Genomic DNA, 26,713 nt, shown 5'->3' on the forward strand with positions numbered 1-26,713 from the left:
GGCGTTCAGCTTGCCGCCCACCGCTCTCACCTTCAGTCTAATCGCAGCGCAAGACACAAGCGGGCTTGCTCGCGAAAGCGGAGGGTCAGTTTGCAGTGATGTTGGCTGTGCCGGCGCCTTCGCGAGCAAGCCCGCTCCCACAGGTTTTTTGTGTCGTGTGCAGATGCTGTGAACACCCGCCAGCCCCATGTGGGAGCGAGCCTGCTCGCGAAAGCGGTGGATCAGTTTGCTATGATGTTGGCTGAGCCGACGCCTTCGCGAGCAAGCCCGCTCCCACAGGTTTTTTGTGTCGTGTGGGGATGCTGTGAACACCCGCCAGCCCCATGTGGGAGCGAGCCTGCTCGCGAAAGCGGTGGATCAGTTTGCTGTGATGTTGGCTGTGCCGACGCCTTCGCGAGCAAGCTCGCTCCCACAATGGGATCGGAGTACGAGCGGGAGAGCCAGGCCGGCTGTAAGGCCGCCTCGCGCGCAAGCTTTGCTCCCACAGATTCTGCTCAAGCAGATCTGATGGGCGTACGACCGGGAGAGCCAGGTCGGCTACTAGGCCGCCTCGCGCTGGACGTTGATCTCGGCGCCCCGTTAACCACGCTGGCCGAACGCAGGCATTGCGGAGTGGGCATCCCGGCATGGATGCCGGGATAGCCGCGCTGGGCCCAGGGTGTGTAAAAACTCGAAGCCAACCTTGCTATGATTCTCCCAGGACTTCATCGCAAGGGCTGCCCATGAAACGCTTCATCCAAGGTGAACACCGAGATCAAACTACCTTGCTCCCCGAGAGCTTGGACGACTACGTCAGCGACACCAATCCGGTGCGCGTTGTCGATGTCTTCGTGGATGAGCTCGACCTGATCAGCTTGGGTTTTGACAGCGCTGTCCCCGCTAAAACGGGCCGACCGGCTTACCACCCTGCAGTCATGCTGAAGATCTACATCTACGGCTATCTCAACCGTATCCAGTCAAGCCGGCGCCTTGAGCGCGAGGCGCAGCGCAACGTCGAGCTGATGTGGCTGACCGGTCGCCTGATGCCGGATTTCAAGACCATCGCCAACTTCCGCAAAGACAACGGAAAGGCCATTCGAGGAGTCTGTCGGCAGTTCGTCGTACTGTGTCAACAGCTGGGGCTTTTCTCGGAACATTTCGTTGCCATCGATGGCAGTAAATTCAAGGCGGTGAACCACCGCGACCGCAATTTCACCAGCGCCAAGCTGAAGCGCCGGATGGAAGAGATCGAATCAAGCATTGCCCGTTATCTGAAGGCGCTGGATGAGGCTGATCGGGAAGAGCACAAGTCTTCAGGGCCCAAAGGCGGCCTGGAAGAGAAAATCGCCAAATTGAAGGAGCAGATGAAGGCGCTTCAGGCGATTGAAATACAGCTTGAAGCATCGCCGGACAAACAGATCTCGCTGACCGACCCGGACGCGCGCTCGATGATGATGACGAGCGGTCATGGCATCGTGGGCTACAACGTGCAGACAGCAGTCGATACCAAACACCATTTGATCGTCGCGCACGAGGTGACCAATGTCGGTCACGACCGTGATCAGCTTAGCTCGATGGCCCAGCAGGCCCGTGAGGCGATGCAAAGCGAATCGTTGTCAGTAGTGGCGGACCGAGGGTATTACAAAAGCGCAGAAATCCTGGCCTGTCATGAGGCAGGGATCACAGCTTATGTGCCGAAAACGCTGAGCTCGCGGGCCAAATTTGATGGTCGCTTCGGCAATGACGAGTTTGTTTACGACGCGGAAAAAGATGTGTACGTCTGCCCCGCCAAGCAAGTGCTGATCTGGCGCAACGCTTACGTCGACAAGGGCAAGAAGCTGGACGTTTACTGGCACTCCAACTGCCGAGCCTGTTCGATAAAGGCGCAATGCACACCGGCCAGAGAGCGAAAAGTTCGGCGCTGGGAACATGAGGCGGTACTGGAGGAAATGCAGGCCCGGCTGAACAATGAGCCGCAGATGATGATCATCCGCAAGCGAACGGTCGAGCATCCCTTCGGGACGCTGAAGCAATGGATGGGAGCGACGCATTTTCTGACACGGCGGCTGGCTGGGGTCAGTACTGAAATGAGCTTGAATGTGCTCGCTTACAATTGGAAAAGAGTGATGAAAATCCTTGGTGCGCAGGGTCTGATGAAGGCGCTGGCGGCCTGAAAGCCTGCCGTTTTGCCCCGTTAGTCAAGCTATGAAGCCTTGCTAGCGTTCGTAGGGGCCGCTTGGAGCTACAGGAACGCTTCAGGTTTTAATCAGTTGGCCAACACCTGTCGGCACTACGTGCCGACGATGTTTTTATCGGTTTTTACACACTCTGGGCCATGGATGGCCCTTCGCGGCGGCCCACGGAGCAATGCCGGAGTGAGGGCATGCCGAGCCTAGGCGAGGCACCAAGTGGTGGGGCATGTAGCGTTTTGCTTACTTTTGACTGGGCCGGCTTCCGGGCTTTTCAAAAGTGAGCCGCCGTAATTAGATGGACTCGCCCACGCCGAGGCGTCAATGCGCCGCGGTGGCAGTCTAAGAAGCCAACGACAGCGAGGGCGAGTCCATGAAAAAGAATACGACGCTTAAACAGTCCCTGTCTTCAACCGATCTGTCGACCTGTACGACAGTGGCAGTCGATCTAGCCAAGCAGGTATTTCAGGTCGTAGGCGAAGATGCTCTTGGCCAGGTGCTTTATGAAGAACGCATCAAGTCGCGTGAGTCCTTCCACGCATTCTTGCGCAAGCTGCCGGCAAACATCGTTGTACTGATGGAAACCGGCCCCGGCGCTCAAGCATGGGCACGACAGCTGCAGGCGCAGGGTAATCTGGCGCGAGTTCTTCCGGCGCAGCTGGTGGCCGACCACCGCAGTGGCGCAAAAAATGATCGCAACGATGCGCTGGCCATTTTACGGGCGGGACGGGACACCAAAATCACAGCGGTGCCCATCAAAAGTGCTGCAGCACTGGCCATGCAGGCATTACACCGTGCCCGGCAGGGTTATGTGCGTCGGCGTACAGCTACGAGTAACCAGATGCGCGGGCTATTGATGGAACACGGTGTTGCCTTGGCACAAGGTGATGTTGCTATCAGTCAAACCCTACCTCGGATACTGGAGGATGCCACCCAACCATTGCCAGACATATTGCGCGAACTCATCGACGAGCTGCTGGGCGAATGGCGCCAGTTAGGCGAGCGGATCAACGTATTGACCGGTCGCCTGGAGATCGCTGCGAACCAGGATCAAACCGCCAGACGGTTAATGACGGTACGCGGTGTCGGTCCGATCATCGCCACAGCGATGCTAGCCAAGCAGACCGAACCCGAACGTTTTGCCGATGCACGCCAGTTCGCCGCCTACTTTGGCATGGTGCCCGATCAGAACAGCAGTGGGCAGAAGGTTCGCCTGGGCAAGATGAGCAAACGAGGCGATGGTTACATACGTAGCCTGATGGTTCAGGGTGCTCACGCCGTATTGAGGCACCTACGTCCTGATTCTGAGCAGCCCGACGATCGTCGCTTGCAACGTTGGCTGAGTCGGCTAGGACGTAAGGAAGCGGCGGTACGACTAGCGAATCGCAACCTACGAATCATCTGGGTGCTGCTACAGAATGACCAGACTTATCACAGCCAACCGGCCTAAGGCCGGCCGGCTGCGACAAGTTACAGATCACCAGAGTTCTGCCACCGGGGCGTAAAGCGCTCCAGCCCCTGCTAGAAAACATTGACCCCAGGTCAGACCGTCGCGGAACGATGCCTGCGCCCTTACCGGCCTTCGAGGCCTGAACGTAATCGGCATACCGCGAGCTCAACCAATGTTGGCCAGAAGCCAAAGATGGGCTTCCTCGAATAGGCCTTATACATAGATGCAGCCGGGTAGCAGTGTTGAAAAGCGGGTAGACAGTGGAGGCGAGTCCATACATAAGGGCGGAACCCTAAGCCGCCGTTACCGAAGAAACGGATATACACACCTACCCTAAGTGCTTTTCCCCTTCAATCGTACTGGCCAAAAAAACCTCGACCAGCGAATCAAGCAACACATCATCAAAAATCATACTGCGATGACGCAACGGAGAATGCACCGAGCATTGCAACTCACCCGTCAGGCTGTATTCCTTGAGCAGGGCTTCGCAGAATGCCAGTTCCCCCGGGGTTTTCTCCGCCTGTGTCCACCAGCAACTGGGACGTACCCGCACCGGTTTGAAGCTGAACCCCTCAAAAGCCTCCAGCAACCGATCATGCACGGAGAACGCCTGGGCGTTCATGACTTCATCCTTGACGCTCTGCACGATTGACAGCAAATCGCCTCGCCCCGGCTCGATCTGGCGGGTGGCCCATTCATGGAATGCCTGGACCGTGCTGGCGGGGTGCTCTTGCCGGTAAGCCGCCGTGCGTTCGGTGAGGGTCGGAAACAGCAGGTCGAAATATTCGATGGCCTCCAGCAGATCCTGAGAGGCCGGGTCGGCCTGTTCAGCGCCTGGTAAATGCCGATGACGCGACAACGTCGCCGGGTACAGGTGTTCAGGAATCGTGCTGTCCACCAAGCCGAGAAAACTCACGGTGTGGCCCTGGCTTTCCAGCGTCGCGGCGATGTCCAGCGCGATGGCGCCGCCCAACGACCAGCCCATCAGGTAATAGGGACCTTGCGGCTGGGCCGTGACGATTTCCTGGCTGTAATCGGCAATCATCTCGCGCCAGGCTTCAGGCCCTGCGTGGGGTTCGCTGAAGCCGCGGTGCATGACGCCAACGGTGCGCGCCCGAGGTTGGAGTTTGCGCGCCAGCGGCTGGTAACAGAACACGATGCCACCGCTGGGATGCAGGCAAAACAACTGCGGCGCGCCGGTGGGGGTGGTGTTCAAGGGGACAAGACATGGGGTCTGTTCGCGGTGCTTTTGCGAAATGAACAGCGCCAGCTCGGCGACGCTCGGGTTGGCCAGCAACTCCTGCAGCCGCACGATGATATTCAGGCGGGCCTTGAGTTGGGCAATCAGCTCGATCGCCAGGATCGAATGCCCGCCCAGTTCAAAGAAACTGTGATTGATCCCCACGCGCTCAACCTTGAGGGACTGTTGCCAGAGCTGCGCCAGGGCTTCTTCCAACTGTGTGCGGGGCGCCAGGTAATTCGAATGCCACAGACAGGCGTCCGGTTCCGGCAAGGCCTTGCGGTCAAGCTTGCCGTTGGCATTGAGCGGCAAGTGCTCGATGAACAGCAGATGGCTGGGCACCATGTAGTCCGGCAACTGCGCTTTGAGCGCGGTCAACAGACCTTCGCGTAACTCGGCCGTGGCCGGTTGCGTGGCGATCACGTAGGCGACCAGTTGCAGGCCGCCGGGGCCTTCATGGGTCAGCACGACACCATCGCGCACCGCCGGCAGGGTTTGCAGGCGAGCCTGGATTTCGCCCAGTTCAATGCGGAATCCACGGATCTTGACCTGATGATCCAGGCGTCCGATGTACTCGATGCTGCCGTCGGTGCGGTAGCGTGCCAGGTCGCCGGTGCGATACAGGCGTCCACCCGGAATAGGGTCGAACGGATCGGGGATAAACCGTGTGGCGGTCAGGTCGGCGCGCCGGTGGTAGCCGCGGGCCAGGCCGGCCCGGCCAACGTGCAGCTCACCGATGCAGCCCTTGGGCACCGGGTTCAGGTGCGCGTCGAGCAGATACCAGGACAGGTCGACGATAGGCTCGCCGATAGGGCTCGCGGCCTCGCAGTGCAAGTCATTCATCGACAGTGGTCGCCAGGTGACGTGCACCGTCGTCTCGGTGATGCCATACATGTTGATCAACTGCGGCGCCTGGTCGCCGAACCGTTCGAACCAGGGGCGCAGACTCTGCACATCAATTGCTTCGCCGCCAAAAATCACCTGACGCAACCGGTGGACGAGAGGCTGGCGAGGCGCGCAGGCGACCTGCAACAACGACTTGAATGCCGAGGGCGTCTGGTTGAGCACCGTGACGTTTTCCTGGCAAAGCAGGGCGTAGAAATCCTCCGGCGAACGGCTCACGGCGTGGGGCACGATGACCAGTCGACCGCCGTGCAGCAGGGCACCGAAAATCTCCCACACGGAAAAGTCGAAGGCATAGGAATGAAACAGGCACCAGACGTCCTGCTGATCGAAGCTGAACCAGTGGTCCGTGGCCTGGAACAATCGGTTGACGTTGTGGTGGGCGAGCAACGCGCCTTTGGGCTGGCCGGTCGAGCCTGAGGTGTAGATCACGTACGCCAGGTTATCCGGGTGCATCGGCACGTCAGGATTGTGCTCGGGATAGTCGCCATCGACAGCGACGGGGTCGAGCAACAAACAGTTGATGCCAGCGGGCAGCGCCAGCGATTCACGCAGGTGGGCCTGGGTCAGGATCTGCGTGACGCCGCTGTCCTGGATCATGTAGGCCAGGCGGTCAGCCGGGTAGGACGGGTCCAGTGGCACGTAGGCACCGCCGGCCTTGAGGATCGCCAGCAGGCCGATGATCATCTGCGGCGTGCGCTCGACGGCAATGCCGACCAATACGTCGGGCCCGACGCCTTGGGCGATCAGCCGATGGGCCAATTGGTTGGCTTGTCGGTTGAGCTTGGCATAACTCATGTGCTGCCCTTCAAAGGTCAGGGCGATGGCGTCGCCCGTGGCGGCGGCATGGGTTTCGATCAATTGGTGCAGGCACTGTCCTCGATGCAGTCGAGTCGGCTGGCGGTTCCAGTGGTCCAGGGTTTGCCGCTGTTCATCGGTGTTGAGCAATGGCAGTTCGCCGAGGGTGCGTTCGGGCGTCTCGATCAGGCCCCGCAACAGGTTCTGCCAGTGCTCGGCCATGCGCTCGATGGTGTCTGCGCGGTAGAGATCACGGCGGTATTCGAATGTCGCCACGATCTGCTGCTGTGAATAGTCGACATCCAGCGACAAGTCGAACTTGGCCTGGCTGTCACCGGTATCGAGAAATTCCAGCGTCAGTTGACCTCGGGGCGGCGCCGGCAGTGCGGGCGTGCCGGTGCGCCAGTTGAACAAGACCTGGAACAGTGGGTTGGCGCCCTGTACGCCGGGACGTTGCAACTGATCAAGGATCAGCTCCAACGGGTAGTCGGCATGTTCAAGCGCGGCGAGGGACTGCGCGCGTAGATCCCGGAGAAACCCCAACACGCTGCGGGCCGAGTCGATCCGCGCCCGATACACCTGGCTGCTGACGAAAAACCCCACCAGGTCCTGGCTTTCATGGCTGTTGCGATTGGCGTTGGGGACGCCGACGGTAAAGTCGTTCTGGTTGCCGTAGCGGCCCAGCAACAATTGCCAGGCACCCAGCGCCACCACGAAAGGCGTCAGCCCCTGGCGTTGGCAGAATGCTTCCAGGGCCTGGGCCATTGCCGGGGCAAGCGCCACATGCACGCGTCCGGCCATCGGTTGCTGGCGAGTGGCGCGGGGGAAATCCTGGGGCAGTTCCAGCGTGGGCAGGTCGTGGCCCAGGTAATTGCTCCAGTATTCGCCGCTGCGCTGGCAGGCTGCGCTCTGCAAGTACTCGCCTCGCTGATGGGTGGCGTAGTCGGCGTATTGCATGGGCAGCGGCGGCAGCGCTGACGGATCGCCGAGCAAGGCCTGGGCATAGGCCTGGGTCATGTCCTGCATGAGGATCGTGTTGGACCAGGCATCGGAGACGATGTGATGCATGTTGAGCAACAGCACATGTTCGTCGCTGCGCAGCCGCAGCAGCGTTGCCCGCATCAGCGGCGCCTGGGTGAGATCGAACGGTTGCCGGGCATGCTGCTCGATGCGCTGTGAGAGCGCCAGGGTGCGTGCCGGCTGGTCGAGCGTGCCGAGGTCATCCCGGTGCAGGGTCAGGCAAACGTTGCACTCGACCACCTGGCTCGCGGCGCCGTCGATTTCAATGAACGCGGTGCGCAGGATGTCGTGGCGGTCGATGACGCGATTCAGTGCCTGCTCCAGGGCGCCGGCATTGAGTTCGCCCGTCAGCCGCAGGGCGCGTGGCAGGTTGTACGCCGAACGGGTCGGGTCGCGCTGTTGCTCCAACCACAAGCGTTGCTGGGCAAAAGACAAGGGCGCGCGGTTCAGCCGGCGGGAGCTTTCGTGCCTGTCGCCAGCGACATCCTCCAGCAGCAGCGTCAGCAGATCATCATCTAGTAGTTCGTTCATGGTGTTCTCGCGGTAAACAGCATTGCGTCGGGCAGGCTCAGGCAAAGGCTGCCGGGACCTTTTCACTGACGACCCGACCGGCCTGCATCCGGATCAGTTGGTCGGCGTTATCGAAGTAACGATCGTCGTGGGAAATGACGATGATGGTTTTGCCCAGCGCCTTCAGTTCCGGCAGCAGTTCGGTATAGAAAATGCGGCGGAACACCGGATCCTGGTCAGCGGCCCATTCATCGAACACCAGCACCGGGCGTTCTTCCAGCCAGGCGTTGAGCAGCGCCAGGCGTTTGCGTTGGCCGGTGGACAGGTCGGTGGTGCTGAAGGCACCGTCGCGGATGCTGACCTTATGGGCGATTTCCAGGCGTTCCAGGTAGCGGTTGGCATTTTCAGGCACTTGGTGATCGCCCTGGACCAGTTCATCGAACAGGTAGTAATCGGCAAAAATCGTCGTGAACAGTTGGCGATAATTGTCACGTTGGGCCGCCAGCACCGGCTCGCCATCGAGGAGGATGTCGCCGCCCTGGGGGGCATAGAGCCCCAGCAGCAGCTTGATCAGCGTGGTCTTGCCGCCACCGTTCTCGCCGACGATGAACACAATGTCGCCCTGGGTGATAGACAGGTTGACCGGTCCAAGGGCGAAGGCTTGGCTGCCGTCGACCGCCGGGAAGGCGTAATGCACGTCACGCAATTCAAGCTGCTGGATCGTCGGCTTGGCGACGCGCTCGTCATTGAGCAGCAGGTGCGGTTCGGGTGAGGAAAACTGTTCGGCCAGTTCGGCGATGCGCTTGAACGCAATGTTCGCCCGGCTGATCACCGGCAAGGTCATCACCAGGTATTCCAGCGGGCCCTTCATGTACAACAGCACCAGCACGAAACCGCTGAGCACGGCCTTATCGGTGCCCAGCCACAGCGATTGCAGGGCCAGCACCAGGCCGATAACCACAAAAAACAGCATCGAGCCGAAGGTCTTGGCCACCACGAAGGTGTTGACCGAGCGGATATTGGTGTCGCAGATGTAGTCGGCGGTGGCTTCGATGCGCTGGCTGAACATGCGCTGGCGGCGTGGGCGATGGATGCGCAGTTCCTTGGCTCCGGCGGCGATTGCGCTGTAGTGTTTCTGCAGCGCGTCTTCAGCCTCGCGGGCGTCTTCGAAGCCCCGGATGCCGCGGGCCCGGGCCACGTATTGCACGACCGTGCCGATCACCAGAGCCACCAGTAGCAACAAGAACATCGGCAGCGACAGGTAGGCCAGATAACCCAGGCAACCGAGGGTCACGGTGAAGGCGATGGCCAGTGGCGCGAACGAAAACGCGAAACTGCTGACCGTGTTGACGTCGTGGGTCAACACCGGGATGAGCCGATGGCTGCGAAAGCGCTCGATCTGTTCGATGGGCGCCAGCAGCACTTTCTTGCCGAGGGATTTACGCAGCTCGGCGATGATGTTCTGGCCGACGTGGTTGGTGCCGATGTCGGAAAGAATCGAGGTCAGCAGGGCCGCCGCGCAGAGGCCGGCAAACTTCATCAGCATCTGGAACGTGGGCGTGACGGCGGCGTTCAGGGTGTCGTTGATGGTGGCCAGCAGCGCGGTGATGCTCAGGCCGCCCAACATGCCCAAGAGGATGGAGCCTACGACAATCAGCCTGAAGGGTTTGAGCAGGGTGAACAGTTCATTGATCACTCCGCGTGTTGGTTGGCTCATGGAGGTTTCCCTGCTTGATGAAAAGGGCGAAGGCCATCGCGGGTGTTCGCCGGGAGGGCTTTAGGGCGAAGGCACGCTGGATTGGGTTGTGCCCCTCTTTAGAACGATTTGAGAGGAGGGGAATTTATTCTGTGGGAGCAAGGCTTGCCCGCGATGAAGGCGACGCGGTTCCCTGTTAAATCGAGGTGTCTGCATCGCGAGCAAGCTTTGCTCCCACTTGGGGCGCCTACATATCCCGCGCCACCCGAAATCCCAGCCAATCGCCCCGTGCATCGGGGTACACCGCGTTGCGATTGCCCGAGCGGGAGAACACCGGAGCTTCGCCCCAGTCGTTGCCGCGGATGCGGCGTGCCTTGCAATCACCGCTGAGCCAGGCGCTGCCATCGCTCGGGGCGCCTACATAGTTTTCGTTGTAGCAATCGGCGGTCCACTCGTAGACGTTGCCGTGCATGTCGTACACGCCGAAGGCGTTGGGTGCGAAGCTGCCGGCCGGAGCGGTGAAGTTGTAGCCGTCGGCCGCGCCGTAGGTGTTGGCGTGCTGGGCGATGCTGTAGTCCTTGCCGTCATCGAACGGGAAGGGGAACGGGTCGGCGCTGCCGCCGCGTGCTGCGTATTCGCGCAGGGACTCGCTGACCAGTCGGTACTGTTTACCGGTCTTTTTCGACAACCACGCCACGTAGGCATTGGCCTCGGCGAAATCCATGCATACCGCCGGATGTCGGTCTGTGTACTGCTTGCGCGGGTCACTGCCCTGGTAGTCCGGGATGCCGGCCTTGCAGGCGCGACCGGGACGTTTGTCGCCGTCGGGCATCGTGTAGCCGGTGTCGCGCAGGTAGGCGAACCATTCACCCTTGAGCACCTGGAAACGACTGATCGCCAGCGGCTTGGCGAACGTCACCGGGTGCATCGGGCCTTCGTCGGGCTCGCGTCCCACTTCGTTTTCCGGGGTGCCCATCTGGAAGGTGCCGGTGGGCAGCACGACCATTTCCGGGCAGTCCTTGCAGTCGCGAAAGACCTGGCCCGGTTGCGAGGCCTGGGCGCCGGAGGGCAGCAGGGCGGCGAGGGCCAGTGCCGGGAATAGCTTCAGCGAAAAACTGTTCATCCATCTCTCTCGATAAGTCAGGTTCAGAGTGTCTTGCCCAGCAACCCCATGAAGCGATCGATCTCGGCCTCCGTGTTGAGCAGCCCCGGCGCAGTACGGACCACCGGCCCCGCATCGCGATGCACGGCATCGGCGATCACGCGGTTCTTCATCAGGTAGGCGGCCACCTCGTCGCTCTCGCGGCCCTTGACCCGGAAGAAGGTGAAGCCGGCGGACAGGTCTGGGCTCAGCGGCGTGACCAGCTCGATCTGCGGTTGTGCTACCAACTGTTTTTTCAGATAGCTGTTGAGGGCATGGATACGCGCCTGCACCTCGGCCTTGCCCAGTTGCAGGTGCAACTTGAACGCCTCGTCCGCCGCCCAGCGATGCTCGAAGGCGTGGTAGCCCCCCGGGGTCATGACCGTGGAAAACGCCGTGGCTTCGGAAAAGGTCGGGATGATCGGCGTGACGTACTTGAGCTCTTCGCTGCGGCTGCACACCAGGCCCGTGCCGCGTGGGCCGAACATCCACTTATGGGTGCCGGCGATGAAAAAGTCGCAATTCATCTCGGGGAAACTGAGGTCTTCGACGCCGAAACCGTGCACGCCGTCCACCACATAAATGATTCGCTGCTCATCGCTGCGGCCCTGGTTGTGCTTGTCCACCAGGGCGCCGATCTTGTCGATCGGCAGTTTCACGCCGCTGCCCGAATGCACCCAGGTCATGCCCAGCACCCGGGTTTCGGGGCGGATGTTGCGGTCGATGGCCGTGAGGATTTGTTCGTGGCTGGCGTCGTGGGCGTTCTCGAACAGCTTGATCTTGCGTACCCGTGTTCCGGTCCTTTGGCTGCGCAGGTCGAGAATGGTGTGGGTGGCGTAGTGTTCGTGGGCGGTGCTGAGGATTTCCTGGTCGGCTGCCACATGGACGCCGCCGTAGATCATCGACAGGCCTTCGGTGGTGCTGCCGGTGAGGGCGATCTGCTTGGGCGTCGCTTGCAGGTAGCGGCCGGCCCAGGTGCGGACGTTTTCCTCGCGTTCTTCGGTGACGCCCAGGTCCCAGTCCATCAGCAGCCCCGGGTTTTTATCCAGGGCGGCGCGGTGTGCTTCGATGGCCTCGCGCACCGGGCGCGGGTGGGTGGTGACCAGGAAATTGGAGAAGTGCAGGTAGTCCGGGTCCTGGTTGAACAGCGAGCGCAGTTGCGCCCATTTATTTTTCGGCAGCGGCGGCAGAGGAGCGGCGCTGGCCGTGGGCAGGCTGGCGGCGAGGGGCAGGCCGGCGGCGAGGATCCCGGCCTGCTTCAGGAAAGTGCGACGTTCATTCATGGCTGGACGGTCTTCTGGGTCGAGGCGATGGCGGGGCGGGAGGCTTTCTGGACCTGGTCCCAGACCCGCAGGAAATTGCCGCCCCACAGTTTGGCGATGTCGGCTTCGGAGTAGCCGCGGGTCAGTAGTTCGGCGGTGACGTTGCGGATGTCGCCGACGTTCTCCCAGCCTTTCACACCGCCGCCTTCGTTGAAGTCCGAACTGATGCCGACGTGGTCGATGCCGATCTTGCGCACGGTGTAGTCGATGGCGTCCCCCAGGTCCTTGAGGCTGGCCTTGGGTTCGTCTTCGAGGATGCCGTAGAGCTGGCCGGCGTATTCGCCGAATTTCTGTTCCGGCCAGGCGGCGATGATCGGGTCGCCGGGCATCAGCGCCATCGCCAGGTTGGGCAGTGGCGGCAGGTCGAAACGCTCACGCAGGGCGTTGAGTTTGTCCCGAGTCTTTTGCGTCAGCGGGCGCAGGTACTGGGAGAAGCCGACGATCTGCACCACGCCGCCGCTGGCCTTGATCAGTTGCATTTCCTTGTCGCTGAGGTTGCGTGGAATGTCCACCATCGCTTGTGGCGCCGAATGGGAGGCCACCAGCGGCGTGCGGCTCAGTTGCGCGACTTGCTCCAGGGCCTGGGTCGACATCTGCGACACGTCAATGATCACACCCAGGTCGTTCAGGCGCGTCACCGCTTGCTTGCCGATATCCGACAGGCCGCCGAGGGCGTCGGGCGAATCGTTGAAGAACGGTAGTGGACGCGAGGAGTCGGCCCAGTCGTTGTTACCGATGTAGCTGAAGCCGAACATGCGCATGCCCCGCGCTGTCCACAGGTCCAGCAGGTTCAGGTCGTGGCCCAGGGGATAGGCGTTGAGCATGCTGATGAAGATCGCGAACTTGCCTTCGCCGTGCAGGCGGCGGAAATCATCCGGGGTGTAGGCGATGGCGACCTGGTTGGGGAAGTCGCGGACCATGCCGGTGATGATCTTGTAGCGCACTTCCTGCTGGTTGCGCGCTTCCTCGACGAAGCCGGCGGTGGGCTTGTGCGGGGCGTTGGGTCCGTTCCACAACTCCGGCCAGCCGAACACCGTCAGGGCCGCGCCGGACAGGTGGCCGCGGTTGGCTTTGACCAGGTCGAACTGACCCTTGCCGTCCTTGTCGGCTTCGTTGCCAGCGGTGCCGAAATCCAGCGGCACGGTGATGTGGCTGTCGAAGGACAGCAGGCGTTCGTGCAGTTCCCTGGCTTCTTTCATCACCTTGACCGGGTAGCCGGGGTTGTCCCGCCACCAATGGTCCCAAGCCGCGACGCCAGCACCGACGGCCAACGCCAGGGCCAGGGGCGGGCCGATGAAAAGAGCCTTTTTCGAACGAGGTGTTGTCATTGCCGATCTCAGTCAGGTTCGCCTTGGAAGGACAGGCGCGGGGGCCTTTGCTATCTGGGGAGAACGAGTGATCGGCGGGGAAATTTAGGCGCCCTCGGGGCCGTCATCGCGAGCAAGCTTTGCTCCCACAGTGCAATTGCAATGGGTTTCACCTGTGGGAGCAAAGCTTGCTCGCGAGGCGACCTTTCAGCTGACCAGCCTCTGCCGAATGTACTCAGCTCCCCTATGGGAGCGAGCCTGCTCGCGATGAGGCCGTAACAGCCCCTATAAATTTGTCAGCCCCCCCATCGTTCTAGCTTGGATAAAGCCCGCTCCAGGGCCGAACACAGGTAAGGCAATGACGATTTCTCGACGATGGTTCATGGCAGGCCTGGCGCTGACCGGTGCCGCCGTGCCTGCGGTGTATTACGGGCATCGCGAACTGACCCGACCGGACCCGAGCATCACCCCCGGCGAGGCCTCGTTCGACGTGGCTGACGTAGCGGGCCAGCGTCGGGCCGATACGCTGCGGGGCATCTGGACGATCCGTTTCACCGGCCGCGACGCCGGCCTTGAAGGCTTGCCCCAGGACGATCTGCAGCTCTTCCTCGATATCGGCCAGAGGGGCCGTGGCCTGGTGGGCTACCTCGACAGCGCCGAACGCTTGCGCGGCGCCGACGAGCCGCGTTATCGGGTGTTGGGCGACCTGGCCGGCACCGACCCGAAGCAACTGAGCTGGCGGCTGATGAGTGCTCGACAGAACGCGCCGGACTATGAATTCACCATGACCCTGGACGAAGTCTGGGCCAGCTTTGGCAATGCCGGAAGCGCCACCCTCAGTGGTCGTGTGTGGCGCCTGGACCGTCCCTTGGCGCTGCCTGAACAGGACAATCATTTCATCGCCCTCAAGCGGCGTTTCCCCGAGGCTCGGGAGCGCACGCCGCTGAGCCCGGCGCTGCTGGCCTGGCTGGTGTCGCCCGAGCATCGGCTGTTCCACCAGCTCTGGCATGCCACCCGGGACAAATGGCACACCCTGGACGAGGACAAGCGCAACGCCCTGCGCGGCATCGGTTGGCAGCCTGGGCCTCGGGACCAGGAGCGTGATGCTCGCGGCAAGCGCAAGGATCGCAACGGCTCGGGCGTGGACTTCTTTTTCATGCACCGGCACATGCTCGGCACGGCGCGTTCGTTCCAGCCGCTGCCGTCGTGGCCGCACTTCCCCTTGCCGCAACCGGAGCTTGAGCGCGATCGCCTTGGGTTCGCCCGCTATCTCGACAACCACGATGGCACGGCCTTGCCGCCGACCTGGCTGGCCAGGGGAGACGAGCAGTACGCCCAGTGGGTCAGCGACATCAAGACCGCTGAGACGTACCACAGCAATTTCCAGGTCTGGGAATCACGCTACCGCGACCCGCGCTACCTGTCGAAGCTGACCCTGGGCCAGTTTGGTTCGGAAGTGGAACTGGGCCTGCACGACTGGCTGCACATGCGCTGGGCTTCGGTGCCACGCGACCCGTCCAACGGCCACCCGGTACCGTTCGCCCGCGACCCGTCGGACTTCGCCCAGCGTTGGTTCGCACCGGAAAACGACTTTCTCGGCGATCCGTTTTCCTCCCACGTGAACCCGGTGTTCTGGGCCTTCCATGGCTGGATCGACGACCGCCTCGAAGACTGGTTCCGTGCCCACGAACGTTTCCACCCGGGGGAAGTGAGCCGGCTTCAGGTCAACGGCGTGCCTTGGTTTGCCCCGGGCCGCTGGGTCGAAATCGCCGACCCTTGGCTAGGCCCGGATACCCACGGTTGCAGCACCACGCCGGGGCTGCAGGTTGGGCGTTCGGTGGAAATGGACCCGGAAACCATGAAACTGGCGCTGCGCATCACCTTCGGCAGCGATGACAAAAAGCTCTCCGAACTGTTCCGCCGCGTGCCGCCGCGGCCGTGGTATGCGCGCAATCTCAAATCCAAACCGGTTTAACCCTTCCTAACTGGATGAACACCATTGACTGATCGTTCCCACGCTCTGCGTGGGAACGCCTCTACGGACGCTCTGCGTTCGGCTCTTTGGGACGCGGAGCGTCCCTGGCTGCATTCCCACGCGGAGCGTGAGGAACGATCTTCACAGCCCCCGCGACCCGATCGTTCCCATGCTCTGCGTGGGAACGCCTCTACGGACGCTCTGCGTTCGGCTCTTTGGGACGCGGAGCGTCCCTGGCTGCATTCCCACGCGGAGCGTGAGGAACGATCTTCACAGCCCCCGCGACCCGATCGTTCCCATGCTCTGCGTGGGAACGCCTCTACGGACGCTCTGCGTTCGGCTCTTTGGGACGCGGAGCGTCCCTGGCTGCATTCCCACGCGGAGCGTGAGGAACGATCTTCACAGCCCCCGCGACCCGATCGTTCCCATGCTCTGCGTGGGAACGCCTCTACGGACGCTCTGCGTTCGGCTCTTTGGGACGCGGAGCGTCCCTGGCTGCATTCCCACGCGGAGCGTGAGGAACGATCTTCACAGCCCCCGCGACCCGATCGTTCCCATGCTCTGCGTGGGAACGCCTCTACGGACGCTCTGCGTTCGGCTCTTTGGGACGCGGAGCGTCCCTGGCTGCGTTCCCACGCGGAGCGTGAGGAACGATCTTCACAGCCCCCGCGACCCGATCGTTCCCATGCTCTGCGTGGGAACGCCTCTACGGACGCTCTGCGTTCGGCTCTTTGGGACGCGGAGCGTCCCTGGCTGCGTTCCCACGCGGAGCGTGAGGAACGATCTTCACAGCCCCCCGCGACCCGATCGTTCCCATGCTCTGCGTGGGAACGATCGAAATGTAAAGGCCTACATGACCTGCCAACCCCCACCCAACGCCTTGTACAACGCCACGCTCGCCTGCACCCGCGCCAATCGCAATTGCACGTTCATGTCCTGGGCGGCGAAGAGGGTGCGTTGGGTTTCCAGTACGGTAAGCAGGTCTTCGGCGCCGGCCTGGTAGCGGCGTTGGGCGATGTCGAAGGCGGTCTGGGCCTGGTGCAGTTCTTCGCTTTGCCACTGCCGTTGGCGGTCCAGGCCGTTGATGCCGTTCAGGGCTTTTTCGACGTCGGCGAAGCCGTTGATGATGGCGGCGCGGTAGAGGTCCAGCAGTTCCTCCTGGCGCGCGATGGTCCTGTCTCGTTCGGCCTTCAGGCGGCCATTGTTGAATATCGGCGCGGCCAGGCCGGCGCCGAGGTTGTAGACGTTGTTGCGCAGCAACTGGTCGGCGATGTCGGCGCCGGTGGCGAGGCTCAGGCCCAGGGTCACGCTGGGCAGCATGGCGGCGCGCGCGACGGTGATGTCGGCCTGGGCGGCGGCGAGGCGGGCTTCGGCGGCGGCGATGTCCGGGCGGCGGCTTAGCAATTGGCTGGGCACGCCAGCGTCGATGGCCGGCCAGTGCAGGCGGTCGAAACTGTCGTCGTCGAGTGTGACCGACTGCACCGGTTGCCCCAGCAGCGTCGCCAGGGTAATCAAGGCTTCGCGGGCCTGTTGCTGCACCTGGGGCAAGCGGCGTTGCTGGGCCGCCACCAGGCTTTTTTGCTGGGACAGTTCCAGGGCCGTGGCGCTGCCGGCGTCGTAGCGGGTCTGCACCAGATCGAGTACGCGTTGGGCGTTGCCCAGGTTCTGTTCGGCGATGCGCTGTTGCTCGCGCAGGGACAAGGCCTGGGTGTAGTTGTTGGCGACGCCGCTGAGCAGGGTCAACTCCACCGTCGCGCGGTCGAACTGGCTGGCCGACAACGTCTTCAACGCACTGTCCCGGGCCGCCCGTTTGCCGCCCCAGAAATCCAGCTCATAAGTGGCACTGAGGTTGGCGTCGTAGTAATCGATGGTGCGGTTGTTCCGATCCACATCCAGCTGGCTGTAGCCCTTGCCGCGCAACAATTGCTGGCGATTGCCGTTGAGCCCGGCCGTGACCGCTGGCAGCAACGGCGCGCCGGCGATCACCGCGCTGGCCTCGGCCTGGCGCACCCGAGCCATGGCAGCGGCGAGGTCGTGGCTGTCCAGGCGCGCTTGCTCGATCAAGCGGTTCAATTGCGGGCTACCGAAGTGCGTCCACCATTGCTGGTTATCCGCTCGTGCGCCGGGCGTATCGAGGTTCTGCCAGGCCGGTGGCGGTTGGAGGCCGCTGTCTGGTGCCGACAAAGGGGTGCCGCAGGCCACCAGTAAAAGACTGGCGGCCAGGAGGGTCAGGTGGACTTTCATAGCGTGGGGTTCATTCACTGGTAAGGGCCGCGACCGGGTCGAGGCGGGCGGCCTTGCGGGCCGGCATGAAACCGAAGACAACGCCGGTGACCAGGGCGCAGCCGAAGGCGCCGAACACCGCCAGCCATTCGAAGGCCACGGCGATATTGCCCAGCAGCAACGCGCCGCCCACCAGCAGGGCCAGGCCGATACCGGCGAGCCCGCCGACCACCGAGAGCATCACCGCTTCGGTGAGAAATTGGCGCAGGATGTCGCGCTGCCGGGCGCCGGTAGCCATGCGGATGCCGATCTCGCGGGTGCGTTCGCGCACGGTCATGAGCATGATATTCATTACGCCGATGCCACCCACCAACAGTGAAATCGCGGCGATGGCGCCGAGCATCAGCGACAGCGTGCCCTGGGTGCGCGCCTCGGCCTGGATCATCGCGGCGTTGTTGGTCAGTTCGAAATCCTGCTTGCCGTCGTGCAGGCGCAACAGCGTCCGCGAGACGGCTTGCTCGGCCTGCTGGACCTTACCCGCGTCCTTGGCGGCGATCACCACGTACTCGGGATGACGCGTGCCGAACAGCCGCACGCTGGCGGCGGAGTAGGGCACCGCCACACGGTTGTCGGCGTCGGAGTCCCCGGAGCTGGCGCCTTTTTCGGCCAGTACGCCGACCACTTGGAACGGCACGTTCTCGATCAGGATGTAGCGGCCGATGGGATCGGCGACATCCTTGAGCAGTTTCTGCCGGACCCTGTGGCCGATCACCGCCACTGCCGCGGCGCCGCGTTCGTCGGCCTCGCTGAAGTAGCTGCCCTCGGCCACCGGCCAATTGAAGATGCTCGGGAAATTGGTGTCGTTGCCGCCGACATAGCTGGCGTGGTCGAGGTTGCCGAAACGCACGCTGGCGTTGGCACCGTTGACCGGCATGATCCGTTGCACCTCGGGCAGGACGGCGAGGGCGGCCAGGTCGTACTCGCTGATGATGCCCTTGGCGGCGCGCGGGTTTGGCGCGGTGCCGTTGAGGTAGATGATGTTCGAGCCGAAGGCGCCCATCTGGGCCATGACCTGGCGCTTGCTGCCTTCGCCCACGGCCAGCATGACCACCACCGAGGCCACGCCGATGACGATGCCCAGTAGCGTCAGGGCGGTGCGAAAGCGATTGATCCACATGACCCGCCACGCCGCTTGTACCGCGTCCACCAGCTCACCTTTCCAGGCGCCGTTGTGTTCGCTGCCGGCACTCAGGCGCTGGCGCAGGTCCACGGCTTGCAGTGCCTTTGGGTTGGCTGGCACCTCGCTCGGCAAGGAGCTGGCGCTGTCGCTGATGATCAGTCCGTCGCGGATCTCGATGATGCGCTTGGCCCGGGCCGCCACTTCGCGGTCGTGGGTGATCAGGATCACCACGTGGCCCTGGCTCGCCAGTTCGTCGAGCAAGGCCATGACCTCGATGCCGCTCTGGCTGTCGAGGGCGCCGGTGGGTTCGTCGGCGAGGATGATGTGGCCGCCATTCATCAATGCCCGGGCTATCGACACTCGTTGCTGCTGGCCTCCGGACAATTGATGGGGGCGGTTGCCGGTGCGGCTGGCCAGGCCCAGGCGCTCAAGCAGGGCGCAGGCCCGGGCGTGGCGCTCGGCGGCCGAGGTGCCGGCATAGATGGCCGGCATCTCGACGTTTTCCTGGGCGGTGCCAGAGGGGATCAAATGATAGCCCTGGAACACGAAACCGAACGCTTCGCGCCGCAACCAGGCCAGTTCATCGCTGCCCAGATTGGCGACGTCTTCGCCGGCGAAACGGTACTCGCCACTGGTGGGGCGGTCGAGGCAGCCGAGGATGTTCATCAAGGTGGATTTGCCGGAGCCGGACGCCCCGACAATCGCCAGGAATTCCCCTGCGTGAATGGCCAAGTCGATGCCGCGCAGCACCTCCACCCGAGGGCTGTCGCCACCGCCGTAGGCCTTGCGAATGTCCCGCAGTTCGATCAGGGGCGCGTTCATTCAGCCTCCGCTGCCGCTGGCCGGGCCGATCAGCACCCGGTCGCCTTCGCTCAGGCCGTCGACAATTTCGGTGCGCAGCCGATCGCTGACGCCGGTGCGAACGGTGCGTGGCTGGACATCGCCATTGTCGGCCAGCACCCGCACCTGGCCGGTGTCCTGCAAGGCGGCGATGGGCACGGTCAGCACGTCGTTGGCTTGGGCGGCGACAAAAAACACCTGGGCGGTCATGTCGGTCATCAGCGCGCGGTCGGCATTGTCGACGTCGAGCAACACGGTGTAGAGCACCACCCGTTCGCTGCCGCTGCGCCCACCGCTGGGGCTGCCGCCCTGGCTGGCTTCCAGCGGACGTGGCGGCACCGGGAGGATCTGGCGAACGGTGCTGCTCCAGCGCCGACTGCCGCCGGCCAGGGTGGTGAAGTAAGCGGTCATGCCCGGTTTGACGTGGCCGATGTCGGCTTCCGAAACTTCGGCCCAGACGGTCATCGGCGACAGGCGCGCGATGCGCAGGATCAACGGGGTTTGCTGCTGGGCGTTGAGGGTCTGGCCTTCCCGGGCACCGACGGCGACCACGGTGCCGCTCATCGGCGCATAGATGCGCGTATAGCCCAATTCAGCCTCGTCGCTGCGCAGGCTGGCCTGGGCCTGGCGGATCTGCGCCTGGAACATGTCGATGCGTGCCTGGGTCGCTCGCACTTCGGCCTGGGCTGTCTGCACGTCTTCCTCGCGGGTGGCGCCGCCGGCCTTGAGTTGCTGCTGGCGGCGGGATTTCTGCTGCGCCAGGTCGTGCTGGGCGCGCTGTTCCTGGAGCTGGGCCTTGAGGTTCTCGATGGAAAAACGCCCGGCGTCGAGCCGGGCTTTTTGTGTGGATGGGTCGATTTCGACCAGCAACTGGCCTTCGCGCACCTCGTCGCCGGCTTCCACATGAATCTTCTGGATCTGCCCGGACGCCTGGGCGCCGACGTCGACATAACGCCGCGGTTGCAGGGTGCCCAGGGCGGTGACGCTGTTTTCGATATCGCCACGGGTGACGGGCGCGGTGACCAGGGGCGCCCGGCTTGGCGCGACCGCTTGCCACGCGGCGAAGGCCACGGCCGGAAGCAGAGCGAAGGTGAGAAGCCAGGCGCGTCGGGTAGGGCGGGGACGTTTCATGCGGGGTTCCGGCCGGTGATATCGGGCCCGTCCCAGGAAGGGCAGGGACGGGAGGCTGTTCTGGTAAACGAGCGTTCCGGGCGGGAATTTACTGGTGTGAAACACTTGTAGGAGCGGGAGCAAGCTCCCTCGCCACAACAGCGGTTCTCGGCGCCACTGCAAATGAATGAATCAGCCCGGATACAAACCAAAGCTTTAAATCTATATGAGAATTACTATAAATTACGCGATTGAATCTGCCACCATCGTGCCATTGCCTGTCCCGGGCATGCCGAGTGGGCACGGATAGCGGTCGCAGCCATTGCGCACGGGAGTCATGTTGGAAAACTACTATCGCGAGCTGGTGTGTTTCCTGAACGCCAGGCTAGGCAACCGCCAGGCGGCCGAGGATGTGGTGCATGACGCCTATGTACGGGTGCTGGAGCGCGCCAGCGACACCCCCATTGAACAGCCCCGGGCGTTCCTCTATCGCACGGCATTGAACCTGGTGATCGACGGGCATCGGCGCAATACCCTGCGCCAGGTCGAATCCCTGGAGGTGCTGGACAGCGAAGAGCGCTTCTTCACCCCGTCGCCCCATTCCAGTCTCGACCACGGCCAGCGCCTGGACATGCTCCAGCGTGCCCTGGCCGAGCTGCCGCCGCTGTGCCGCGAGAGCTTCCTGCTGCGCAAGCTCGAAGGCCTGTCCCACCCGCAAATCGCCGAGCGCCTGGGCATTTCCCGGGCGCTGGTGGAAAAACACATCGTCAACGCCATGAAGCACTGCCGCGTTCGCGTGCGGCAGTGGGACGCGCATTAATCTGCCCACGCCGGTCGCCTCGCGGTAAATTTTTTTTCATTGTCCTCGTTCCTCTCAACACACGACTTGTTGGCCCCCTAAACGCTGGGCAGGTCACCCCAGGCTTTTCGCGCCCTGTTGAGGGCTTTTCCAGAGGACACTGGACATGACACAGGCAATTGCATCGCCCATCGTTCACGACTTGATCGGCGTCGGTTTCGGCCCCTCGAACCTGGCGCTGGCCATCGCGCTGCAGGAGCGCGGGTCGGTCCAGGGCGAGCTGGACGTGCTGTTCCTCGACAAGCAGGCCGACTACCGCTGGCACGGCAACACCCTGGTGACCCAGAGCGAGTTGCAGATTTCCTTTCTCAAGGACCTGGTGACCCTGCGCAACCCGACCAGCCCGTATTCGTTCGTCAATTACCTCAAGCACCATGGCCGCCTGGTGGACTTCATCAACCTCGGCACCTTCTACCCGTGCCGCATGGAGTTCAATGACTACCTGCGCTGGGTGGCCGGGCATTTCACCGAGCAGAGTCGCTATGGCGAAGAAGTACTGCGCATCGAACCGCTGCTGCACAACCAGCAGGTCGAGGCGCTGCGGGTGATTTCCCGCAATGCCCAGGGCGAAGAATTGGTCCGCAGCAGCCGTGCGCTGGTGGTCAGTGCCGGCGGCACGGCGCGCATCCCCGAGGCGTTCAAGGCGTTCAAGGACGACGCGCGGGTGTTCCACCATTCCCAGTACCTGGCGCGTATGGCGAGCCAGCCGTGCGTGAAGGGCCAGCCGATGAACATCGCGATCATCGGCGGTGGGCAGAGCGCGGCGGAGGCCTTCATCGACCTCAACGACAGCTTCCCTTCGGTGCAGGTCGACATGATCCTGCGCGGCTCGGCCCTCAAGCCGGCGGACGACAGCCCGTTCGTCAACGAAGTGTTCTCGCCGGAGTTCACCAACCTGGTGTTCCAGCAACCCCACAGCGAGCGCGAGCGCCTGGTCAACGAGTACCACAACACCAACTATTCGGTGGTGGACATCGACCTGATCGAACGCATCTACGGGATTTTTTATCGCCAGAAAGTCTCCGGCATCGCCCGTCATGCGTTCCGCACTCTCACGACGGTGGAGAAGGCCACGGCCACGGCCACCGACGCCGGCGTGGAGCTGGCAGTGCGCAACAACGCCACCGGGGAACTGACCGTGCGCCGCTATGACGCCGTGGTGCTGGCCACCGGTTACGAGCGGCAGATGCACCGCACCCTGCTGGAGCCGCTGGCTCAGTACCTGGGGGATTTCGAGGTGGATCGCAACTACAAGCTGATCACCGACGAGCGCTGCAAGGCGGCGATCTACATGCAGGGCTTCTGCCAGGCCAGCCATGGCCTGAGCGACACCTTGCTGTCAATCCTGCCGGTGCGCGCCGATGAAATCGCCGGCTCGCTGTATGAGCACGGGAACAATCGCGGGCAGGCGCGTCCGGTGCGCGATCAGTTGCTCGCCGCCGTATAGGCCCTGTGGGAGCGAGCTTGCTCGCGAAGGCGTAGTGTCAGTCACTTCAATATTGGCTGAACTGACGCCATCGCGAGCAAGCTCGCTCCCACAGGTCATAGGCCTGGCCTTGGGTCACTCGCAGGAAATTCTTCAGAAACTTCCTACACTCACTTCACAGCCTCCTGCTGTTTGAAAGGCTCGGTTCGCTGTTCCCTCGTATTGGCAGTCTGAACCCCTCAGCCGGTCCACCCTGACTGAATGTGCAGTCGACGGTGCGCCGGGCCGACTACGCCAAGCGAAACACCCTGACCAGATGATGCTGCTTCTTCGCACAGGCCTGGTGGCGCTGTTGCTGGGCTCATTGAGTGTGGTGCCACCGGTGGGCGCGGCCCCCGAGGCGCTGCAGGTGCTCGGGCGCTCCAATGTGAGCGATTATTCGGTGTCCCTGGACGATGCCGACTGGACCTGGCTGCGCCAGAAGGGCCCGTTGCAACTGGGCGCCTCGGCGCCGGACTACGCGCCGTTCAGCATCACCGGCAATGGTCGCGACTATGAAGGCCTGACCGCCGACTATGCGCAATTGCTCGGGCAACTCCTGCACGTCAAGGTGCAGGTCCAGCGCTATCCATCCCGTGCCGAATCGCTCCAGGCCCTGCGCGGCGGTGAGATCGACATGCTCGGCACCGCCAACGGCTTCGAAGCCGCCGATCGGGACCTGGCGATGTCCCAGGCCTATGCCGATGACCTGCCCACCCTCGTGGCCCGCATCGACGACAGCCAGGACTTGCCCACCGACCTGGCGGGCAAGCGCGTGGCGATGCTGTATCACTACTTGCCGCCGGAGACGGTCGAGGCGTTTTATCCCGAGGCTTCCTTGCGGTTGTTCCCCTCGACCTTGAGCGCCATCGGTGCCGTGGCGTTTGGTCAGGCCGACGTTTATCTGGGGGATTCGATCAGTTCCAACTACCTGATCAGCAAGAATTACCTGAACAATATTCAACTGGCCGATTTCTCGCGCATGGAAGTGCAGCCGTTCGCCTTCGCGGTCAGTCGCGACAACGCGCGCCTGTTGCGCATCATCAATGCCGCGCTGCAAGCCATTCCCGCCAGCGAACACATGAGCATCCTGCGGCGCTGGAGTGCCGGCGGCGTGAGCCTGCCAGGGCAGCAGGCACTGCATTTCAGCGTCAAGGAGCAGCGCTGGCTGGATGCCCACCCACGGATCAAAGTCGCCGCCAACGAAAACTTCCTGCCGCTGACGTTCTTCGATGAACAGGGCCACTTGCGCGGCATCGGCGCCGATGTGCTGGCGAGGATCAGCTTGCGCACCGGTTTGAAATTCGATGTGCAGCGTGGCGGCTCGGTTGACGATTTGATCGGCCAGATCAAGAGCGGCAAGGCCGATGTCTTGGCGACCGCCATACCCAGCACCGAACTCGAAGACGAGTTGCGCTTTACCCGACCGTACCTGACGAATCCGTTCGTGCTTGTGGTGCCCGCTCGGGCCAAGGGCCCGCTAACCCTGGACCAGATGGCTGGCAAGCGCCTGGCGCTGGTGCGCGGCAGCGTGTTGCGCGAGTTCCTGCTGGAGCAGTTCCCCCGCGTGCAGTTGGTGACGGCACAAAACACCGCCGACGCCATGGCCATGGTCGCCGCCGGCACGGCGGACGCTGCGGTCAATCCGTTGATCAGCGCCCGCTACATGATCTCCCGCCAGTATCGCGACAAGCTGCAGGTCACCAGTACTGTCGGCACCTTGCCCGCGCGCGTTGCGTTGGCGACGAACCGGGGCGCATTGGAGCTTTACTCGATTCTCGACAAGGCGCTGTTGAGCATTTCTCCCGAAGAGATGGACGAGCTGACCAACCGCTGGCGCAGTGAGGTAGTGATCGACGACAGTTACTGGCTGCGCAACCGCACCACGATTCTCCAGGGGTTCACTGTCGCTGCGCTGCTGTTGCTGGTGACCTTGGGCTGGGTCATTTACCTGCGGCGCCTGCTGGAGCAATTGCGCGTCGCCAAGGAAAGCGCCGACGACGCCAATCGGGCCAAGACCACCTTCGTGGCGACCATGAGCCATGAGATCCGCACACCGATGAACGCGGTGATCGGCCTGCTGGAACTGGCCCTGAAAAAAGCCGACCAAGGCATCGTGGACCGGTTCGCCATCGAGGTCGCGTCGGGGGCCGCCCATGGCATGCTGGACTTGATCGGCGACATCCTCGACATCGCTCGCATTGAGTCGGGCAAGCTGTCGCTGGCGCCGCAACGGGCCAATCTGCACGAATTGACCGAGTCGGTGGCGCGGATTTTCGAGGGCCTGGCCCGGCAGAAACACCTGCGCTTGCAACGGGTGCTGGACGCCGGGGTCAACCGTGACGTGTTGATCGACCCGTTGCGCTTCAAGCAGATCGTCTCGAACCTGTTGAGCAACGCCATCAAGTTCACCGACCAGGGTGAGGTGCGCTTGAGTGTGCGCGGCGAGCCGGACATTGAACACGGGCGCCTGGGTATTTGCCTGCGAGTCGAGGACACCGGCTGCGGGATTTCGCCTGAGGACCAGCGTCGCCTGTTCAGCCCCTTTACCCAGGCCACCCACACGACCCAGTCGGCCCGCAGCGGTTCCGGGCTGGGGTTGGTCATCAGCCGCACGTTGTGCGAAATGATGGGCGGCACCCTGACATTGCGCAGCGCGGCGGGGGCGGGCACGCAGGTCGAGATCCTGCTGGACCTGCCCCTGCTCGATGCCTTGCCGACCGCGCCGCCTGTCGAGGCCGAGGCGCTGGTGCCGGGCCGGGCGCTGAGTATCCTGGTGGTCGACGACTACCCGGCCAATCGCTTGTTGCTGTCCCAGCAACTGGGCTACCTGGGCCATCGTGTCCAGGAAGCGCAGAACGGTGTCGAAGGTCTGCACGCCTGGCGCAGCGAGCACTTCGATGTGGTCATCACTGATTGCAACATGCCCTTGATGAGCGGCTATGAACTGGCGCGGGCCATTCGCGACGAAGAGCATGCGCAAAACCTCTCGCCCGGGGTGATCCTGGGGTTCACGGCCAATGCCCAACCTGAGGAAAAGGACCGCTGCGCCGACGCCGGGATGGACGATTGCCTGTTCAAACCCATCAGTCTTCGGGCGCTCAACGCGTGCCTGGCTTCGGTCACGCCGGACGTGGGGGCGCCTCAGCCCGACGACGGCATCGATTTGACCAGCCTGGAACAACTGACCGGCGGCGACACGACCGCCATCAGGGCACTGCTGGAAGAACTGGTCAGCAGCAATGCCGACGATCTAGCGCGACTGTTGCATCTGTCCAGCCGACAAGACTTGCCGGGCCTGGCGGACCTGGCGCACCGGATCAAGGGTGGAGCGCGGATCGTTCAGGCGCAACGCCTGATCGCCGCCTGCGAAGCGCTGGAAAACGCTTGTCGGGGCGACGACACGTTGTTGCTCGCCCAAGCCGTGGAAGATATTCGCCAAGCCATCGAGCACCTGGCGGAACAACTGAAGACCTAACAAGGGCTTCGTCTGGCTTCATTTTAGG

14 protein-coding genes are annotated in these 26,713 nt (G+C 62.9%); 6 read left to right on the forward strand and 8 right to left on the reverse strand.

Going from position 1 to position 26,713, the window contains the following annotated elements; translation table 11 throughout:
• Nucleotides 1-722 precede the first annotated feature (722 nt).
• Complete coding sequence (locus AB4O22_RS05795) at nucleotides 723-2,153, forward strand: IS1182 family transposase (protein WP_460095985.1); 1,431 nt, start codon at nucleotides 723-725, stop codon at nucleotides 2,151-2,153.
• A 433-nt stretch (nucleotides 2,154-2,586) separates the two neighbouring features.
• A complete protein-coding gene (locus AB4O22_RS05800) occupies nucleotides 2,587-3,618 on the forward strand; it encodes an IS110 family RNA-guided transposase (RefSeq protein WP_124356368.1) in 1,032 nt (343 codons plus the stop codon).
• A gap of 328 nt (nucleotides 3,619-3,946) precedes the next feature.
• Here AB4O22_RS05800 and AB4O22_RS05805 read toward each other — a convergent pair whose 3' ends face one another.
• From AB4O22_RS05805 to pvdM, 5 genes are all read right to left on the reverse strand, one after another.
• Nucleotides 3,947-8,110 (reverse strand): amino acid adenylation domain-containing protein, encoded by a 4,164-nt coding sequence (locus AB4O22_RS05805; RefSeq protein WP_460095986.1) that lies wholly within the window; start codon nucleotides 8,108-8,110, stop codon nucleotides 3,947-3,949.
• A gap of 37 nt (nucleotides 8,111-8,147) precedes the next feature.
• On the reverse strand, nucleotides 8,148-9,806 hold the full coding sequence (locus AB4O22_RS05810; RefSeq protein ID WP_460095987.1) for a cyclic peptide export ABC transporter: 1,659 nt from the start codon (nucleotides 9,804-9,806) through the stop codon (nucleotides 8,148-8,150).
• A 226-nt stretch (nucleotides 9,807-10,032) separates the two neighbouring features.
• Complete coding sequence (pvdO, locus tag AB4O22_RS05815) at nucleotides 10,033-10,908, reverse strand: dihydropyoverdine dehydrogenase (protein ID WP_028237324.1); 876 nt, start codon at nucleotides 10,906-10,908, stop codon at nucleotides 10,033-10,035.
• Between the two features lie 23 nt (nucleotides 10,909-10,931).
• Complete coding sequence (gene pvdN, locus AB4O22_RS05820) at nucleotides 10,932-12,209, reverse strand: pyoverdine-tailoring periplasmic protein PvdN (protein WP_038858939.1); 1,278 nt, start codon at nucleotides 12,207-12,209, stop codon at nucleotides 10,932-10,934.
• Nucleotides 12,206-13,576 carry a pyoverdine-tailoring dipeptidase-like protein PvdM gene (gene pvdM / locus AB4O22_RS05825; protein WP_460095988.1) on the reverse strand — a complete coding sequence of 457 codons (1,371 nt, stop codon included), beginning with the start codon at nucleotides 13,574-13,576 and terminating at the stop codon, nucleotides 12,206-12,208. The genes pvdN and pvdM overlap by 4 nt, the downstream gene beginning before the upstream one ends.
• 337 nt (nucleotides 13,577-13,913) lie before the next feature.
• Between pvdM and pvdP the strand changes: the two genes are divergently transcribed.
• Nucleotides 13,914-15,530: a pyoverdine maturation tyrosinase PvdP gene (pvdP, locus tag AB4O22_RS05830; protein WP_223472806.1), complete on the forward strand. Its 1,617-nt coding sequence runs from the start codon at nucleotides 13,914-13,916 to the stop codon at nucleotides 15,528-15,530.
• An 849-nt stretch (nucleotides 15,531-16,379) separates the two neighbouring features.
• Here pvdP and AB4O22_RS05835 read toward each other — a convergent pair.
• Genes AB4O22_RS05835 through AB4O22_RS05845 form a run of 3 tightly spaced genes read right to left on the reverse strand, consistent with a single transcriptional unit; the run spans nucleotide 16,380 to nucleotide 20,904 of the window.
• Nucleotides 16,380-17,774, reverse strand: a complete 1,395-nt coding sequence (locus AB4O22_RS05835; protein WP_003203946.1) for an efflux transporter outer membrane subunit — start codon at nucleotides 17,772-17,774, stop codon at nucleotides 16,380-16,382.
• A 10-nt stretch (nucleotides 17,775-17,784) separates the two neighbouring features.
• Nucleotides 17,785-19,755 carry a MacB family efflux pump subunit gene (locus tag AB4O22_RS05840; protein WP_223472989.1) on the reverse strand — a complete coding sequence of 657 codons (1,971 nt, stop codon included), beginning with the start codon at nucleotides 19,753-19,755 and terminating at the stop codon, nucleotides 17,785-17,787.
• A complete protein-coding gene (locus tag AB4O22_RS05845; RefSeq protein WP_027912965.1) occupies nucleotides 19,756-20,904 on the reverse strand; it encodes an efflux RND transporter periplasmic adaptor subunit in 1,149 nt (382 codons plus the stop codon).
• 316 nt (nucleotides 20,905-21,220) lie between these two features.
• On the opposite strand from AB4O22_RS05845, the gene AB4O22_RS05850 reads away from it, so the two are divergent.
• The 3 genes from AB4O22_RS05850 to AB4O22_RS05860 all read left to right on the forward strand — a co-directional run bounded on the left by AB4O22_RS05850 (nucleotide 21,221) and on the right by AB4O22_RS05860 (nucleotide 26,685).
• Nucleotides 21,221-21,703 (forward strand): sigma-70 family RNA polymerase sigma factor, encoded by a 483-nt coding sequence (locus tag AB4O22_RS05850; RefSeq protein WP_003203940.1) that lies wholly within the window; start codon nucleotides 21,221-21,223, stop codon nucleotides 21,701-21,703.
• A 145-nt stretch (nucleotides 21,704-21,848) separates the two neighbouring features.
• Nucleotides 21,849-23,189, forward strand: coding sequence for a lysine N(6)-hydroxylase/L-ornithine N(5)-oxygenase family protein (locus AB4O22_RS05855; RefSeq protein ID WP_460095989.1), 1,341 nt, complete (start codon nucleotides 21,849-21,851; stop codon nucleotides 23,187-23,189).
• A 295-nt stretch (nucleotides 23,190-23,484) separates the two neighbouring features.
• A complete protein-coding gene (locus AB4O22_RS05860; RefSeq protein ID WP_460095990.1) occupies nucleotides 23,485-26,685 on the forward strand; it encodes a transporter substrate-binding domain-containing protein in 3,201 nt (1,066 codons plus the stop codon).
• The last annotated feature ends 28 nt before the right edge of the window (nucleotides 26,686-26,713 follow it).

Source organism: Pseudomonas sp. S3_B11, assembly GCF_054667715.1.

Coding starts and splice junctions, on each gene's coding strand:
- AB4O22_RS05795 (WP_460095985.1), top strand. CDS start 723: ATGAAACGCTTCATCCAAGGTGAACACCGAGATCAAACTACCTTGCTC.
- AB4O22_RS05855 (WP_460095989.1), top strand. CDS start 21,849: ATGACACAGGCAATTGCATCGCCCATCGTTCACGACTTGATCGGCGTC.
- AB4O22_RS05810 (WP_460095987.1), bottom strand. CDS start 9,806: ATGAGCCAACCAACACGCGGAGTGATCAATGAACTGTTCACCCTGCTC.
- AB4O22_RS05805 (WP_460095986.1), bottom strand. CDS start 8,110: ATGAACGAACTACTAGATGATGATCTGCTGACGCTGCTGCTGGAGGAT.
- pvdN (WP_038858939.1), bottom strand. CDS start 12,209: ATGAATGAACGTCGCACTTTCCTGAAGCAGGCCGGGATCCTCGCCGCC.
- pvdO (WP_028237324.1), bottom strand. CDS start 10,908: ATGAACAGTTTTTCGCTGAAGCTATTCCCGGCACTGGCCCTCGCCGCC.
- AB4O22_RS05845 (WP_027912965.1), bottom strand. CDS start 20,904: ATGAAACGTCCCCGCCCTACCCGACGCGCCTGGCTTCTCACCTTCGCT.
- pvdM (WP_460095988.1), bottom strand. CDS start 13,576: ATGACAACACCTCGTTCGAAAAAGGCTCTTTTCATCGGCCCGCCCCTG.
- AB4O22_RS05850 (WP_003203940.1), top strand. CDS start 21,221: ATGTTGGAAAACTACTATCGCGAGCTGGTGTGTTTCCTGAACGCCAGG.
- pvdP (WP_223472806.1), top strand. CDS start 13,914: ATGACGATTTCTCGACGATGGTTCATGGCAGGCCTGGCGCTGACCGGT.
- AB4O22_RS05840 (WP_223472989.1), bottom strand. CDS start 19,755: ATGAACGCGCCCCTGATCGAACTGCGGGACATTCGCAAGGCCTACGGC.
- AB4O22_RS05835 (WP_003203946.1), bottom strand. CDS start 17,774: ATGAAAGTCCACCTGACCCTCCTGGCCGCCAGTCTTTTACTGGTGGCC.
- AB4O22_RS05860 (WP_460095990.1), top strand. CDS start 23,485: ATGATGCTGCTTCTTCGCACAGGCCTGGTGGCGCTGTTGCTGGGCTCA.